Raw genomic sequence first — 13,044 nt, 5'->3', positions numbered from 1 at the left:
CTGAGGTCACATTAGCGAGGCAAAATGTGGCATGCAAGTGACCTCACGAATAATTAGGGGAACTCGAACTCAAGTGGCTCGCCGCTTGATGTGATGTCGCCGGCCAGCCGCCGCCCCTTTACCATTACCATCACTGAATTAATCTGCCCGGGCAGCCGGTCGATCAACAGGCTGTTCATGACTTCCATTGTCTCTGGTGCCCTGGGAAGATCACTTTCAAGATAGATGAATACTTCCTGGTCACGGTATTCCAGCCCCAGGAATGTCAGGTCAACAGGATCGCCATTGACAGTAATATGCAGATGCCTGGACACAAGGGGTGCCGCGCCGCTTTCCAGTGCGTCAAAATGATCTGGGTTCAGAAAGCTCAGCCGTTCGCCGTGATCAACTGAAATTCGCGCTTCGAGCAGGTCGGCATGCATCTGCATGATGACTTCAAGTGAACCATCCCTGTCGTTCCATTCAATTTCAGTCAGGGTGGCGAAGGCGCTGTGGGCCAGCGCGGCCGTTGTGAATAGGGCAAGGATTGTCAGTTCCACGGTGAAGGTGCGCAGTGATTTTATCATTACAAATCAACTTCTTGGCTAAAGGTCAGGCTGTGGCATATTCGAAACCGACAACCCGGTTCCTGCCGTAAGCCTTGGCACTATAAAGCGCCTGATCGGCCCGGTCGAGAGCGGGCTCAATCGTAATTTCTTCAGGCTGCCACTGGGCCACCCCGATGCTGGTGGTGAAGCGGAATTTTTCATCTTCCCATTTGGTCTGGTGCTTGGCCGTCTGCCGGCGAATATCCTCTGCAAGGCGGATGGCAGCATGCATGTTCGAACCAGGCAGGATTGCGGCGAACTCCTCCCCGCCCATGCGGCCGACAAAACCATGGTCGCTCACGCTGTTATTGATGATGCCGGCAAAATCCCTGATTGCGACATCGCCTGCCGCATGGCCATAGGTGTCGTTGATGCGCTTGAAGTGATCGATGTCCATCATGATCACCCAGATTTCCGTGTCTATCGCGGCGGAGACGGTTTCTTCGCCGCGCGCAGTGAACCGGCGACGGTTCAGGAGGCCGGTGAGCGAGTCAGTGTTGGCCAGGCGCCTGAGTTCTGCCTGTTTTGCTTCAAGCTCTGCCTTGGCGTGATACAGCTGTTCAGCCAGTTCCGCTGTTCGGGCGGCATCGGCTTCCACCATTGACTGGTGCATGGCGCTATCGTTGTTTGCCTGCTGGACATGCGTGATGTCGCGGAGGAACCAGATGCGCCTGCCATCGTCGTCGAGCGGGCGCGTATTGCGTTCAATTACCCGTCCATCCTTAAGGTTCAGCATCTCGGAAAACTGGATATCGGGGGAGGCCAGGACGGCCTCTACCACTTGGTCTGCCTGTGCGCGGTCTCCAAGTTCCCGGTGCCAGCCATCAAACAGCTTGGAGATATCATGGGAAGGGTCAAAATTGGTGATCAGGCGCTGCGCTATGGCGTTGGCAGCCAGCACTTTACCATTGATCCCTGAAATAAGGACACCGTCTGGCAGGCGGTCTGGATCAAGCAGCAGCTTGCCCCTGCCAGCTTGTCCCGGTTTGATAAGGCCATAGAGCGTGATTATGAACAGACAGCCGAGGCAGAACAGTCCAGCCAGAAAGAAGGGCAGTTCCAGTGGCATATCTGGGCCCAGACCACGTCCCAGCAACAAGAACGTGAATGCAGCCAACCCCAAAACCGCTTTAACTATGTCTAGCTTAGCCATAGTACCCGTACATCATCCTCAAACCCCGGAGGCAAAGGACCCCACAACGCTCTCTTTGTCAAGGGGCCAGCCCAGGTTGAAACCAGTCTAACGGACCAAAAGTAAAATTTTGAAGAACATGGTGAAAAAGAAAGGGAGGCCGAAGCCTCCCGATCGTCTTTGCAAAGTAGCAGGGGTGATCCACCTAGTCCTTCTTATCCGACTCGGCTTCTTTCTCACCGTCCAGCACCTCTTTCATGAGGTTGCGGCCAGCTTTACGCTTATAGAGCTCCACGCGAGACATAACAGGCTTGGCAGGCCAGGCATTGTTGGTCTCGTCCGCATCGGCAATTTCATGGTACGGATCAAGCGTAATGGACTTGATCTGTTTGTCGCGGACCAGCAGCTTTGTGACCTTTTGGGCATTTTCACGCCAGATTTCCGCGGCAATGCGGACTTCTTCGTGGCTGCCGTCTTCATATTCCACGTCGAGGATAAGTGGCATTACAAGGCCGCCGATATTCTCGAAATCAATGAAGTAAAGGTCGTGGCCGAATTTCAGCAACTCTTTTTCCCAGTCCTTCAGGCCCTTGAGCTTGCCGGCATAGGCCTTCTTCTGCTTCTCGGTGACGATGAAATCGTCGTTTTCGTTATAGAAATCCAGAAGCTCCGGGAAACGGTCGATCCGATAATTCAGGTTTGCCGCCTGATCACGCATCTCACCGATATAGACCTTGTCCTTGCGGTCTTGCTCCCGTTTGATCGGGTTCTCAACCTCAGGGTCTTCGGTGTTGATGCGGGCATGGGTTACGCCCGTGATGGCGATATCCACATGGTCGGTGGTGTACCACCAGCCGCGGAAGAACCAATCCAGATCCTTGGCGCTGGCGTCTTCCATGGTGCGGAAGAAGTCAGCGGGGTAGGGGCGCTTGAATTTCCAGCGACGGCTGTATTCATGGAATGCGAAATCAAACAGTTCGCGGCCCATGATGGTCTCACGCAGAATGTTGAGCGCCACAGCAGGCTTGGTATAGGCGTTCGGGCCATAACCGATGATGCTGTCTGATTGCGTCATGATTGGCGTCTGGTTCGGGCTCGTCATGTATGATAGTACGCCCTTCGGCACAGAACGGCGGGCAGGATAATTGGCTTCCCACTCGCGCTCTGCCATCGACTGCAGGAAGCTGTTGATGCCTTCGTCCATCCAGGCCCAGTTGCGCTCGTCCGTGTTGACCGTCATCGGGAAATAGATGTGGCCGATTTCATGAATGATCACCGAGATCAGGCCGTATTTGGTGCGACGGGAGTAGGTGCGGGTTTCGCTGCCGTCTTCGTTTTTCTCGATTTCAACAGGATAGCCGTTTGATGTGATCATCGGATATTCCATGCCGCCGCCGATTGGGCCGTGTACGGACCAGGCAACAGGGTAGGGGTATTCGAATGAATAGCGGCTGTAGGTATCCAGTGTGTGGGCGATTGCCTGCGTGGAATATTTGTCCCACAGCGGCATTGTCTCTTCCGGATAGAGCGACATGGCCATTACGGTGCGACCGCTGTCTGGCAGCTTCACTCCCCAGGCATCCCAGACGAATTTCCGCGAGGACGCAAAGGCGAAATCGCGCACGTTTTCTGCCTTGAAGTGCCAGGTCTTGGTGCCGTCAGTGCCTTCTTTCTCGTTCTCAAGGGCTTCTTCGCGGTTGACGATAAAGACGGGGCGATCCGCCGTGCGGGCTTCATCGAGGCGCGCGCGCTGTTCTTTCGTCAGAACATCCTTCGGGTTTTGAAGCTCGCCTGTCGAGCCGACGATATGGTCAGCAGGTACAGTGATCTCAACGTCATAATCACCGAACTCAAGCGTGAATTCACCGGTGCCAAGAAACTGCTTGTGCTCCCAGCCAGCCAGATCTGTGTAGGCTGCAAGACGCGGGAACCACTGGGCGATAAAGAAGACATCGTTGCCGTGACGCTCATACGGCTGGTAGCCGCCGCGAGCCCACATGGCCTTGCCTTCCGGCACATTGAAGTGCCAGTCGATGGAGAAATCGAAGCTTGCGCCCGGCTTCAGCGGCTTGGGCAGGTCGATACGCATCATGGTGTCGACAACGGTGTACTTTAGGTCCTTACCGCCTGACTTGACGCTGTTCAGCTTGAAGCCCCAGTCCTTGCCTTCAGTGCGGGCAAGGAAGCGCAGGGTGCTGTAACCCATCTTCTTCGATGCCTCTTCGCCCATTTCCATGGTGGTATAGGCGTCAGAGTGTTTGGAAAAACGGTTCTGGTCCAGCTGCAGCCACAGGTATGTCAGCGTATCGGGGCTGTTGTTCTCATAGTGGATGGACTCAGAGCCGTGGATCTGGCGGGCCTTTTCGTCCAGCCGGACCTTGATCTTGTAATCTACCTGTTGCTGCCAGTAGGCATGGCCAGGCGCGCCGGAGGCGGTACGATAAACATTCGGCGTAGGAAGGTCCGCTTCCAGCTGCCGGAACTTGTCGTTGAATGTACCTTTGGTTTGCACATTGGCATCCCCAAAGGCCGGGAAGGCAACCAAAGCTGCCAAAACAATCCCGATAAATCTCATGTTTCTGCCCTTCATTAGATTGGATTGCTCACATTTGCTGGCGGCGACCCTATGCCACAAATCTGCTCTGGGCAAGACTATGGCAAAAATGTGTCGCATCAATAATCCAAAGTTTAGCAAATGGAGCGAAGGGCGCTTGCAAATGGGTTCGTAAAAGCTGTGGACGCGCAGAAATGACAAGAGCCAATAGTAGAGGACCAAGACCATGAATGTCTGGAAAAAGACGATAGCGATTTCCGCAACCGCACTGTTCGCCACCGGTGTGCTGGCGGTGGACGGTTCGAAAGAACGCAGAGCCGAGCATGTTGAAAACATGAAAGCCCATCTTGAAGAACGCTTCAATGATTTGGACAGCAACAAAAATGGCGTTGTCAGCCATGCGGAGATGATGGCGAAAGCGCAGGAAAAGTTTGCGGAATTTGACAAGAACAGCGACGGCTACTTGACGCTTGAAGAACTGCCGAAGGAAATGCCCATCCCTGAACACGCCAGGGAGCGCATGAAAAAACGGGCAGAACGGATGAAGGAGCGCATGGACGAGCGGGGAGAAGATTTCGAACCGGACGATATGCCGGACCCGTCAGGCCCGCGTCATGGCCGATTTGAGGGCAAGCCCACACGGCTGCATTTCATCGCAAAGCACGACCGGGACGGCGACGAGCGTATTTCGCTTGAAGAATTTGCAGCCAAACCAGTCGGTCATTTCAAGCGGATGGATGTGAACGGTGACGGTGAAGTCACCAAAGCGGAACTTCTTGAAGCTGCCAAAGCACGCAGAATGAAGAAAGGTAAAGGCCACCGGATGCAGCCCCACTTTAGGCGGTGACTTTCAAGAACTCTCCTCCCAAGTGAGGCTGACCTTCTGGCTGGTACCCGAAGCGGTACGTATGTTTCGATCAGGAGAGCCTCAAGCACACCCAGCCCATGGACTTACCCCTGTGGGCTGGGAGTGTCATAAATTCAAGCCACCTCTTGCTAGGCGCTGTCATCCTGCTGGATGGGCGGCAAGTGGTTCGCAGGAGCCAATATTGCCGACCACTCCTCAAGCTCCGCATTGGTGACATTGGCTGTTTCCTGCAGTCTTTCCCAATCCAGGATGCTGAGATATCCGTGGCTTACATGACATACGTTTCGTTGCCGCAGGCTGGAGAGTAGGCGATTGACATGGATTTTCGAGACCCCGATCAGGTCTGCCAATATCTCCTGCGTGATCGGGATGGGTTCCATATAGTTGCCAATTTTCCCACAAAGCGACAGGCAGGCCTTGAGGAGAAGGCGACAAAGCCTTTCCTCTGCGTTGCGGTGACACAGGTCGAAGGTGCGGTCCGTCAGGGCCATGAACTGTCGTTCCATCAGTCTCTGGAAGAACTGAAAATAGCGACCATTGCCTCGAATGCGGGCGGTGAAATTATCTACATTGATGATGCAGACACTGAGTTTGGTGATCGCACGGGAACTGCACCCGGTGCGATTGCTGAAGATGTTGGGCCAGCAAAGGATGTCGCCGTCGCTGTAAATACCGCCCAGCTGGCGTTCACCATTGGGCATCATTCGGAAGGAATAGGCCCAGCCGTGCCTGATATGAACCATTTGCCCGGGTTTGAGGAAAGTCGACACCACTTGCCGCGCAGGTACCTCATGGTGCCCGGCGATCAAGTCGCTAACGTCCTCAGAAGGCTTATACTTACAGTCTTCCGGCCCACCATGGTGCGGACAGATTTGACAAAAACCACTCACAAATAGCCTCCCAAATGGCAATCTTACCCCCATAAGATGCCGCTATTTCTCTTAACTATAGAAGTCCCATCGAGAGAGCATAGTTAAACCTTGTTAACCTAAGTTAATAGGTGCCGCCTTGCTGCTTCATGTAGGCGCTACGTATATTTCTATACATCAGGTAACGCTACGGAAATCGGCATTTATTATTGCTGATTGCCCGCAAGCATCAGGCATAGGCGAAGCAGATACCCATGACATCCGGAAAATATCCTGGCGAGGAACGTGTCTTCGACACAGACAAAATCATCGTCAGCAAGACTGACTTGAAGGGCCGGATCACTTATGTGAACCGGCTGTTTTGTTCCATTGCAGATTATGCCGAAGATGAATTGATCGGACGCCCCCACAACATCATCCGTCATCCGGCTATGCCGCGGGGCGTGTTCGAGATGCTCTGGACACGGCTGCAGGCAAAGAAGGAAATCTTCGCTTACGTTATCAACAGCACAAAAAGCGGCGACTATTATTGGGTGCTCGCCCATGTGACGCCCAGTTTCGACCAGTCCGGGCAGGCGGTTGGGTATCATTCCAACAGGCGCGCTCCGCGCAAAGCCGCGCTCGACATCATCCGGCCGATTTACGACGAAATGCTCAAAATTGAGGCCAAATCCGACCGCCGAAAAGACGGTATTCAGGCAAGCTGTCACTTTCTGGAACAGTGGCTGCAGGAAAAAGGGGTGAACTACGATGAATTTATTTTCTCGATTTAACCCGAAAGAGGGGCTTACAGGCAAGATCAGCGGCCCCGAGCTGGACACGCTGATGGATGTCTGTCGCGCTGTTTGTGCGGGGGAAACCAATATATCGCTTCCTGAAGGTGGCGAGGCGGAGGCCCTGTCGCCCATTTGGGCCGTGGCGCAAGCCCTTGTGGCAAAATCCCGGCAGTGTGAGCAATATGAGCGGGAGATGGCCGCCGTCACAGATACGCTTGCAAAGGTCACGGGCGGCGACCTTGAAAGCAGGGTTCCTCTTCAGGAAGATGCAAACGAAGCCTTTTGCGAACTCAGGCATCAGGTGAACGATTTCATTGATATGTCCGACGCCTTCATTCGCGAAGCAGGGGCTGCGATGGAATTCGTCCGCGATGATCTTTACTACCGCCAGGTGCGCCGAACCGGTTTTGGTGGCGCATTCAGGCATCAGGCAGGCGTTATCAATGGTGCCCTTGACGCGATGCATGAACGCCAGAAGGCATCAGCGGCAATCACTGAAAAATTCAGCGGCAATGTGCGAAATGTTGTGGCCAGCATGTCGGAAATGCGGGCTGCGGTGGAGATGCTTGCGGATACGGCACGTGAATCTTCAAGTCGCTGCACTGCGGCCAACAACACCGTTCTGGGGGCAGAGGAAGCCGTAAAATCGGTGGCTGCAGCATCGGAGGAAATGACATCCTCCATCAATGAGATTAGCCGGCGGGTGTCGATGTCATCCTCTGATATTCAGTCTGCCGTGGACGAGGCAACAAATGTGGAACAGATCGTTCAGGATCTGGTTGTGGCGTCTGACAAGGTCACGTCAATCATTCGCCTGATTGAGGAAATATCGGACAAAACGAACCTTCTTGCCCTGAATGCCACCATTGAGGCGGCGCGTGCAGGGGAGGCTGGCAAAGGTTTCGCCGTCGTGGCAAGCGAGGTAAAGGCGCTGGCGTCCCAGACAGGGCGGGCCACCGGTGATATTGCCGACCAGATCGGCGCTATCCAGCAAGCAGCAGGAAATGCGGCGGACTCAATTCGGAAAATCACAGACACCATTGAGAGCATGAACGAAAGCTTTGGTATCGTGGCAGGAACCATGAGCGAGCAGAATGCGGCCACGCAGGAGATCAGCGAACATGCCCAATCCGCCTTCACCATGACCAGTTCTTTGGGCCATGATCTCAGGGAAGCATCTGTTGATGCCCAGAAGACGGGAACGGCCGCAGAACAACTCCGTTCTTCGACCGAGCGCCTGTCGGCGGAATCAGACGCGTTGCTGCAGGAACTGGACGCCTACCTGCAGCGCTAACGGCTAACCTGACGGCTTTGTTGACTGCAAAAAGCAAAACTTGCTTTTTGCAGGAGATAAAATGCGTGGTTTTGCAAGCCGGGGGTGCCTTCTGCCTATTGCCCTTTGACCTGCGCGGCGTTAGGGTGCGCCGAGATTTTTTACAGTAAAAGGCCATCGGTATGTTTAAAGGCTCAATCCCAGCGCTAATCACCACCTTTACGGCAGACGGTAAAGTTGACGGTGACACGTTCCAGAAGTTTGTCGACTGGCAAATCAAGGAAGGCAGCCACGCGCTTGTGCCTGTGGGCACCACGGGTGAATCCCCTACGCTGAGCCATGACGAGCACAAGCTGGTGGTCGAGCTTTGTGTGGAAGCCGCCGGTGGCCGCGTGCCGGTGATCGCGGGTGCGGGCTCAAACAACACGCTGGAAGCCATCGGGCTGATCAAACACGCCGAAAAGGTTGGGGCCGACGGTGCGCTTGTCGTGACGCCTTACTATAACAAGCCAAGCCAGGCTGGCCTTTATGCCCACTTCAAGGCGGTGCATGACGCCTCTGATCTGCCGATCATCATCTATAACATTCCCGGCCGGTCTGTGGTGGACATGGCCACTGACACGATGGCACAGCTTTTTGAGTTGCCGCGGATAGTTGGTGTGAAGGATGCGACGGGTGATCTGGACCGCTGCGCCAGCCAGCGCGCTGCCATGGGACCGGATTTCATTCAACTGTCCGGCGAAGATGCCACGGCGCACGGCTTTAACGCCATGGGCGGCGTGGGCTGTATTTCCGTGACTGCGAATGTGGCCCCAAGCCTGTGTGCGAAAATGCAGGAAGCCTGCCTGGCGGGTGACTATAAAACAGCGCTTGCCATCCAGGACAAGCTTATGCCGCTGCACCGCGCCATGTTTGCAGAACCAAGCCCGGCGCCGGCCAAATATGCCTGCTCAACACGGGGCATCGGCACCGATATGGTTCGCCTGCCGCTGTTGCCGGCCACGGAAGCGCTTCGTTCGACTTTGGATGCAATTCTGCATGATCTCGAACTTGAGACTGTAGCGCTTGGATAACCCACATGGCTGGCAAGAATAAAAACAAGAAAAAGGGCGGAACCCTGCCAAATCGTGTCGCGGCGGATAACCGCAAGGCGCGGCACCTTTATCATATAGAAGACGAATATGAGGCGGGGATCGTGCTATCTGGCACCGAAGTGAAATCGCTTCGGAACGGTGAAGCCAACATCCGCGAAAGCTACGCCGAAGAAAAAGATGGCGAGCTGTGGTTGGTGAACGCCCATATCCCTGAATTTTCCCACGGCAACCGCTTCAATCACGAGCCACGCAGGCCGCGGAAGCTTCTGATGCACCGGCGCGAGATCAACCGTCTTGCGGGCGCGGTCCAGCGCCAGGGCTATACACTTGTGCCGCTGAAGGTCTATTTTACAGAACGGGGCAGGGCCAAGATCCTGATCGGCCTTGGCAAGGGTAAGAATGTCCGCGACAAGCGTGAGGACGTCAAACAGCGTGACTGGGCGCGCCAGAAATCCCGCCTGATGAAGGAAAACGGCTAGGCGTCACCCGCCCCGGGTGGCACGGTTATCAGGAATTTGACAGGGCTTTCAGGCCCGCCTGCAGACACGTGGTTCCAGCCTGTTTTCAGTTTCGCCGTGGCATTCAGCGTATATTTCCCCAGTTTCTGGCCATTCACCATGGTGCCGTGCTGGCTGCCCAGATCCCTGATCCAGATGCTGCCGTCCCGCTTGATGACCTCAAAATGACTGTCTGAAAGCTCTGGCGTGTGATTAAGCGGCACCTTCAGCGTTACGGCGCCCACGATTGCATGATCACTCTTGCTTGAGATATTGCCGACGGTGAAGGGGAATTCCTTCACTTCCGTAAAGGTCAGCAGTTTGTCGGCGACAAGGCGGCTTTCCCCCTCAATGATGGGGTGCTTGCTTTTATATTGGGCTGGCTGGTCCGTCTTTTCCTGGATTGCGCTCTGGATGGCGTAGGAGCTCCTGAGCCGGTTTGCCAAAGTGTGCACAACATGGCGCACAAGGGGGTCGGAAAAGCTTTTGCGGAAGGCTTCGGCAGTGATGAAAAGCGCGATGGTGTCGCGCGAGGCGCGGGCGGTCACCGAATGCTTCTTCTTCTCAATCACACTGACTTCACCAAGCAGTTCGCCGCTGCCAAGCGCCGCAATATGGTGACTGTTTTCCCCTTCAAAACGCCAGATATCAATCTGGCCGTCCAGAATCATGTATACGCCGGTGCTGTCGTCATCCTGCGCATAGATGATGTCCCCCTTCTTGAAGGTGACTTGTTCGCCCATGCTTGAAGGTTGGACGGTCATACGGCCTCCTTATCCTGCCTCTCTGGGGGATTCTACCTTGTTTTTTACCACCGGTAAATGTGCAGAAAATACCATATCTTGTGGTCTTATCTGAAAATTAAGGAATTTATAGTGTAATTGAGTCGTCTAGAACGACAAAGGTAAAAGCAATGGCAGATTATATCCTCCCCCGGACTTATGCACACACCATTGCAGCCATGCGCCCAAATCTCACTCGGGCGTTGATCATGGCGGTGGAAAGCGGTGACGCGGCGACGGCCGCCAGCCTTTTCCCCGTCGTTGCAGGCCCTGGGGCCGCAGCCCATATGGGCCCCCGGGATGTGCTTGATAAGGTCGGAGCCTGGCTCTCCAGCCAGTCCGAACTAGCGAATGAAGTGATGGCGGCTTGAGGCCGTCGTCGCTTTCCTCCTGAAGTTCTGAGTATCCGTTCCGAGTAAGAGCGGCGGTGTAGCCCCCATTGCACCGCCGCTTTCCTATTGATGCAGGCTATGTCCGGCCTGACCATAAGGCTAAAGGTTTGCCGCCTTCTTCAGGTCAGCTAGGGCGGCCAGGAACATTTCCCGCGTCAGCCGCCTGGTGTTCACGTTGTAGCGTGAGCAGTGATAGCTATCGATGAGTGTCAGGCCATTCGGCAAGCTATGCACCGCCTGATGCGCGAACGGATAGTCCGCAAGCTTCAGCCCGAGCGTGCGCAGCGTGGCATCGTGGGCAATTTTCCCAAGGGCAAACAAAGCCTTCAGGTTTGGCAGTTCCCTAATGCGGCTTTCCAGGAACGGGCGGCATTTGGCGGCCTCAGCTGCCGTCGGTTTGTTCTCTGGCGGCACGCAGCGCACAGCGTTGGTTATCATGATGCCGTCCAGGTCAAAGCCGTCCTTGGGGTCATTCTCGAACTGGCCGGTTGTGAGCCCGGCTTCCTGCAGGCAGCTGAACAGCATCTCGCCTGACGCGTCGCCCGTGAATACGCGGCCTGTCTTGTTGGCACCGTGCAGCCCTGGTGCCAGGCCCACGATCAGGGCGCGGGCGCCTTCTGGCCCGAAACTGGGTGCCGCGCCATTGAAATAGTCTGGGAAGGCGCGCTCGTTCTTGCGCCGGAAGGCCACAAGGCGCGGGCAGCGGCTGCAGCTAGGTTTCGGTTCAGCGGGATATCGGGGCATTGGCGGGCCTCTGGACACAGGAAAGGCGGCCAAAGCCGCCTTGATCATTGGTTGGCCGGGACTTTAGCCTGTCCGTCAGGTGCTTTCAACCTGAAGGTCTTCATAAGCTTTGCGCGTGTCGGGCTGGCGCGAGTTGCCGCCGGACGTGCGCCCGATCACATCACGCAGGTTCTCCAGGTCAACGAACTGGTCGGCCTGACGTCTCAGTTCATCTGCGATCATGGAGGGCTGGGTCCTGTTCGAGCTGACGACAGTGGCGCGCACGCCCCGGCGCTGGATGGCTTCCAGCAAGCGGCGGAAATCGCCGTCGCCGGAGAAAAGCACAACATGATCCAGCGCGTCAGAGATATTCAGCATATCAACCGCGATTTCGATATCCATGTTGCCCTTGATCTTGCGGCGGCCATGTTCATCCGTGAATTCCTTCACGGGTTTTGTCACCAGCGTAAAGCCGTTATAATCCAGCCAGTCAATGAGCGGCCTGAGCGGGGAATATTCCTGGTCTTCAAGAATAGCTGTGTAATAGAAAGCGCGCACCAAGCGGCCTTTTTCGGAAAAATGCGCCCTTAGGCTTTTATAATCGATCTCCATGTCGAGAGCACGGGCAGTAGCGTAAAGATTGGCGCCGTCGATAAATAGGCCGAGACGCTCTTCTGGATAGAAAATCATAAGAGGTCCAATCGCTTAAAAATTTAAAAATCACCAAGCAACAAAATCGCGTACAAACTATGCTTTGATCATGCTATCAGGGGCTTAAGTTTTGGTAAATTTGGGTTGAATAATTGACCCTTTCCAGCAACTTTTCCGGGGGGAGCATATGTCAAAGCAACAAGTCGTATTAGGCGTTGGGGCAAACCTGCCGTCACATGCCGGTCAGCCTGCCGATACAATCAAAGCCGCAATTGCCGATCTTGCAATTCGTGCAGGCAAGATGCTTGCAGTTTCCCCAATCTACCGGACAAAAGCTGTCACCCTTGATGGGGACGAAAACGTGCCCGATTTTGTGAACGGCTGTGTGCTGATTGAGACAAGCCTGAACCCTGATGACCTCCTTGACATTTGCAAGAGGCTGGAAGCCGACTATGGCCGGATGATCGCCGCACGCTGGAGCGCCCGCACACTTGATATTGACCTGATCAGCTATGGTGACATGGTGCTGCCGTCGCTTGAGGGCTGGACGGCCCTGGCAGAAAGCGAAGACCCAGCGGCCTATACCGAAGAACCCATGGTGCCGCACCCGCGCGCTCACAAACGCGCCTTCGTGCTTATGCCAATGAACGACATAGCCCCGAATTGGCAGCATCCTGTTTTAAAACAAACGGTTAGTGAGCTTTTGTTGAGCATGCGGCAGCAGGGCCTCTGTGTTGGCGTCAAACAAATTGCTGCTGGCATATAAGTTGATTGCGATTATAGTGATTCCAAGCTTTACAGGGGCGGGTGGCGCCTGTATAAGCGGGCGCTCGTATGCCGGACGGC

General features: G+C 55.1%; 14 protein-coding genes. 7 read left to right on the top strand and 7 right to left on the bottom strand.

Going from position 1 to position 13,044, the window contains the following annotated elements; genetic code table 11:
• Nucleotides 1-53: 53 nt before the first annotated feature.
• The 3 genes from KORM41_RS03240 to KORM41_RS03230 all read right to left on the bottom strand — a co-directional run bounded on the left by KORM41_RS03240 (nt 54) and on the right by KORM41_RS03230 (nt 4,294).
• The gene (locus KORM41_RS03240) at nt 54-566 is read right to left on the bottom strand and encodes a DUF6702 family protein (protein ID WP_068144435.1); all 513 of its coding nucleotides are present in this window, start codon (nt 564-566) and stop codon (nt 54-56) included.
• A 25-nt stretch (nt 567-591) separates the two neighbouring features.
• A complete protein-coding gene (locus tag KORM41_RS03235; protein ID WP_068144433.1) occupies nt 592-1,656 on the bottom strand; it encodes a GGDEF domain-containing protein in 1,065 nt (354 codons plus the stop codon).
• 268 nt (nt 1,657-1,924) lie between these two features.
• Entirely contained in the window at nt 1,925-4,294 is a 2,370-nt protein-coding gene (locus KORM41_RS03230; RefSeq protein ID WP_068144430.1) for a M1 family metallopeptidase, read from the bottom strand.
• A 205-nt stretch (nt 4,295-4,499) separates the two neighbouring features.
• On the opposite strand from KORM41_RS03230, the gene KORM41_RS03225 reads away from it, so the two are divergent.
• Complete coding sequence (locus KORM41_RS03225) at nt 4,500-5,120, top strand: EF-hand domain-containing protein (RefSeq protein WP_068144427.1); 621 nt, start codon at nt 4,500-4,502, stop codon at nt 5,118-5,120.
• A 149-nt stretch (nt 5,121-5,269) separates the two neighbouring features.
• On the opposite strand, the gene KORM41_RS03220 is transcribed toward KORM41_RS03225, so the two are convergent.
• Complete coding sequence (locus KORM41_RS03220; RefSeq protein WP_197420945.1) at nt 5,270-6,031, bottom strand: Crp/Fnr family transcriptional regulator; 762 nt, start codon at nt 6,029-6,031, stop codon at nt 5,270-5,272.
• 233 nt (nt 6,032-6,264) lie between these two features.
• Here KORM41_RS03220 and KORM41_RS03215 point away from each other — a divergent pair, with 233 nt between their 5' ends.
• The 4 genes from KORM41_RS03215 (at nt 6,265) to smpB (ending at nt 9,632) form a co-directional block, all read left to right on the top strand.
• Nucleotides 6,265-6,783 carry a PAS domain-containing protein gene (locus tag KORM41_RS03215; RefSeq protein WP_068144421.1) on the top strand — a complete coding sequence of 173 codons (519 nt, stop codon included), beginning with the start codon at nt 6,265-6,267 and terminating at the stop codon, nt 6,781-6,783.
• Nucleotides 6,761-8,080, top strand: coding sequence for a methyl-accepting chemotaxis protein (locus KORM41_RS03210; RefSeq protein WP_068144418.1), 1,320 nt, complete (start codon nt 6,761-6,763; stop codon nt 8,078-8,080). The genes KORM41_RS03215 and KORM41_RS03210 overlap by 23 nt, the downstream gene beginning before the upstream one ends.
• Before the next feature lie 161 nt (nt 8,081-8,241).
• On the top strand, nt 8,242-9,132 hold the full coding sequence (gene dapA / locus KORM41_RS03205; protein WP_068144415.1) for a 4-hydroxy-tetrahydrodipicolinate synthase: 891 nt from the start codon (nt 8,242-8,244) through the stop codon (nt 9,130-9,132).
• 5 nt (nt 9,133-9,137) lie between these two features.
• The gene (smpB, locus tag KORM41_RS03200; protein WP_068144412.1) at nt 9,138-9,632 is read left to right on the top strand and encodes an SsrA-binding protein SmpB; all 495 of its coding nucleotides are present in this window, start codon (nt 9,138-9,140) and stop codon (nt 9,630-9,632) included.
• Here smpB and KORM41_RS03195 read toward each other — a convergent pair.
• Entirely contained in the window at nt 9,629-10,414 is a 786-nt protein-coding gene (locus tag KORM41_RS03195) for a cyclic nucleotide-binding domain-containing protein (protein ID WP_068144409.1), read from the bottom strand. The genes smpB and KORM41_RS03195 overlap by 4 nt on opposite strands.
• Before the next feature lie 149 nt (nt 10,415-10,563).
• Here KORM41_RS03195 and KORM41_RS03190 point away from each other — a divergent pair, with 149 nt between their 5' ends.
• Nucleotides 10,564-10,803 carry a hypothetical protein gene (locus KORM41_RS03190; protein ID WP_068144406.1) on the top strand — a complete coding sequence of 80 codons (240 nt, stop codon included), beginning with the start codon at nt 10,564-10,566 and terminating at the stop codon, nt 10,801-10,803.
• A 120-nt stretch (nt 10,804-10,923) separates the two neighbouring features.
• Here the strand turns inward: KORM41_RS03190 and KORM41_RS03185 are convergent, their stop codons facing one another.
• Nucleotides 10,924-11,568: a uracil-DNA glycosylase gene (locus tag KORM41_RS03185; protein ID WP_068144739.1), complete on the bottom strand. Its 645-nt coding sequence runs from the start codon at nt 11,566-11,568 to the stop codon at nt 10,924-10,926.
• Nucleotides 11,569-11,643: 75 nt separating this feature from the next.
• Nucleotides 11,644-12,237 (bottom strand): LabA-like NYN domain-containing protein, encoded by a 594-nt coding sequence (locus tag KORM41_RS03180; protein ID WP_068144404.1) that lies wholly within the window; start codon nt 12,235-12,237, stop codon nt 11,644-11,646.
• A 148-nt stretch (nt 12,238-12,385) separates the two neighbouring features.
• Between KORM41_RS03180 and folK the strand changes: the two genes are divergently transcribed.
• The gene (gene folK / locus KORM41_RS03175; protein WP_068144399.1) at nt 12,386-12,964 is read left to right on the top strand and encodes a 2-amino-4-hydroxy-6-hydroxymethyldihydropteridine diphosphokinase; all 579 of its coding nucleotides are present in this window, start codon (nt 12,386-12,388) and stop codon (nt 12,962-12,964) included.
• Nucleotides 12,965-13,044 lie beyond the last annotated feature (80 nt).

The sequence above is a fragment of the Kordiimonas lipolytica genome, assembly GCF_001550065.1.
Note: the sequence above shows the minus strand (reverse complement) of the source record. Positions and strands in the feature narration are given on the sequence as shown.

What these genes read in the sequence shown, in the direction of transcription:
- KORM41_RS03185 (WP_068144739.1), bottom strand. Translation starts at nt 11,568, where the DNA reads ATGCCCCGATATCCCGCTGAACCGAAACCTAGCTGCAGCCGCTGCCCG.
- KORM41_RS03235 (WP_068144433.1), bottom strand. Translation starts at nt 1,656, where the DNA reads ATGCCACTGGAACTGCCCTTCTTTCTGGCTGGACTGTTCTGCCTCGGC.
- KORM41_RS03230 (WP_068144430.1), bottom strand. Translation starts at nt 4,294, where the DNA reads ATGAGATTTATCGGGATTGTTTTGGCAGCTTTGGTTGCCTTCCCGGCC.
- KORM41_RS03215 (WP_068144421.1), top strand. Translation starts at nt 6,265, where the DNA reads ATGACATCCGGAAAATATCCTGGCGAGGAACGTGTCTTCGACACAGAC.
- KORM41_RS03180 (WP_068144404.1), bottom strand. Translation starts at nt 12,237, where the DNA reads ATGATTTTCTATCCAGAAGAGCGTCTCGGCCTATTTATCGACGGCGCC.
- smpB (WP_068144412.1), top strand. Translation starts at nt 9,138, where the DNA reads ATGGCTGGCAAGAATAAAAACAAGAAAAAGGGCGGAACCCTGCCAAAT.
- dapA (WP_068144415.1), top strand. Translation starts at nt 8,242, where the DNA reads ATGTTTAAAGGCTCAATCCCAGCGCTAATCACCACCTTTACGGCAGAC.
- KORM41_RS03240 (WP_068144435.1), bottom strand. Translation starts at nt 566, where the DNA reads ATGATAAAATCACTGCGCACCTTCACCGTGGAACTGACAATCCTTGCC.
- folK (WP_068144399.1), top strand. Translation starts at nt 12,386, where the DNA reads ATGTCAAAGCAACAAGTCGTATTAGGCGTTGGGGCAAACCTGCCGTCA.
- KORM41_RS03195 (WP_068144409.1), bottom strand. Translation starts at nt 10,414, where the DNA reads ATGACCGTCCAACCTTCAAGCATGGGCGAACAAGTCACCTTCAAGAAG.
- KORM41_RS03190 (WP_068144406.1), top strand. Translation starts at nt 10,564, where the DNA reads ATGGCAGATTATATCCTCCCCCGGACTTATGCACACACCATTGCAGCC.
- KORM41_RS03225 (WP_068144427.1), top strand. Translation starts at nt 4,500, where the DNA reads ATGAATGTCTGGAAAAAGACGATAGCGATTTCCGCAACCGCACTGTTC.
- KORM41_RS03210 (WP_068144418.1), top strand. Translation starts at nt 6,761, where the DNA reads ATGAATTTATTTTCTCGATTTAACCCGAAAGAGGGGCTTACAGGCAAG.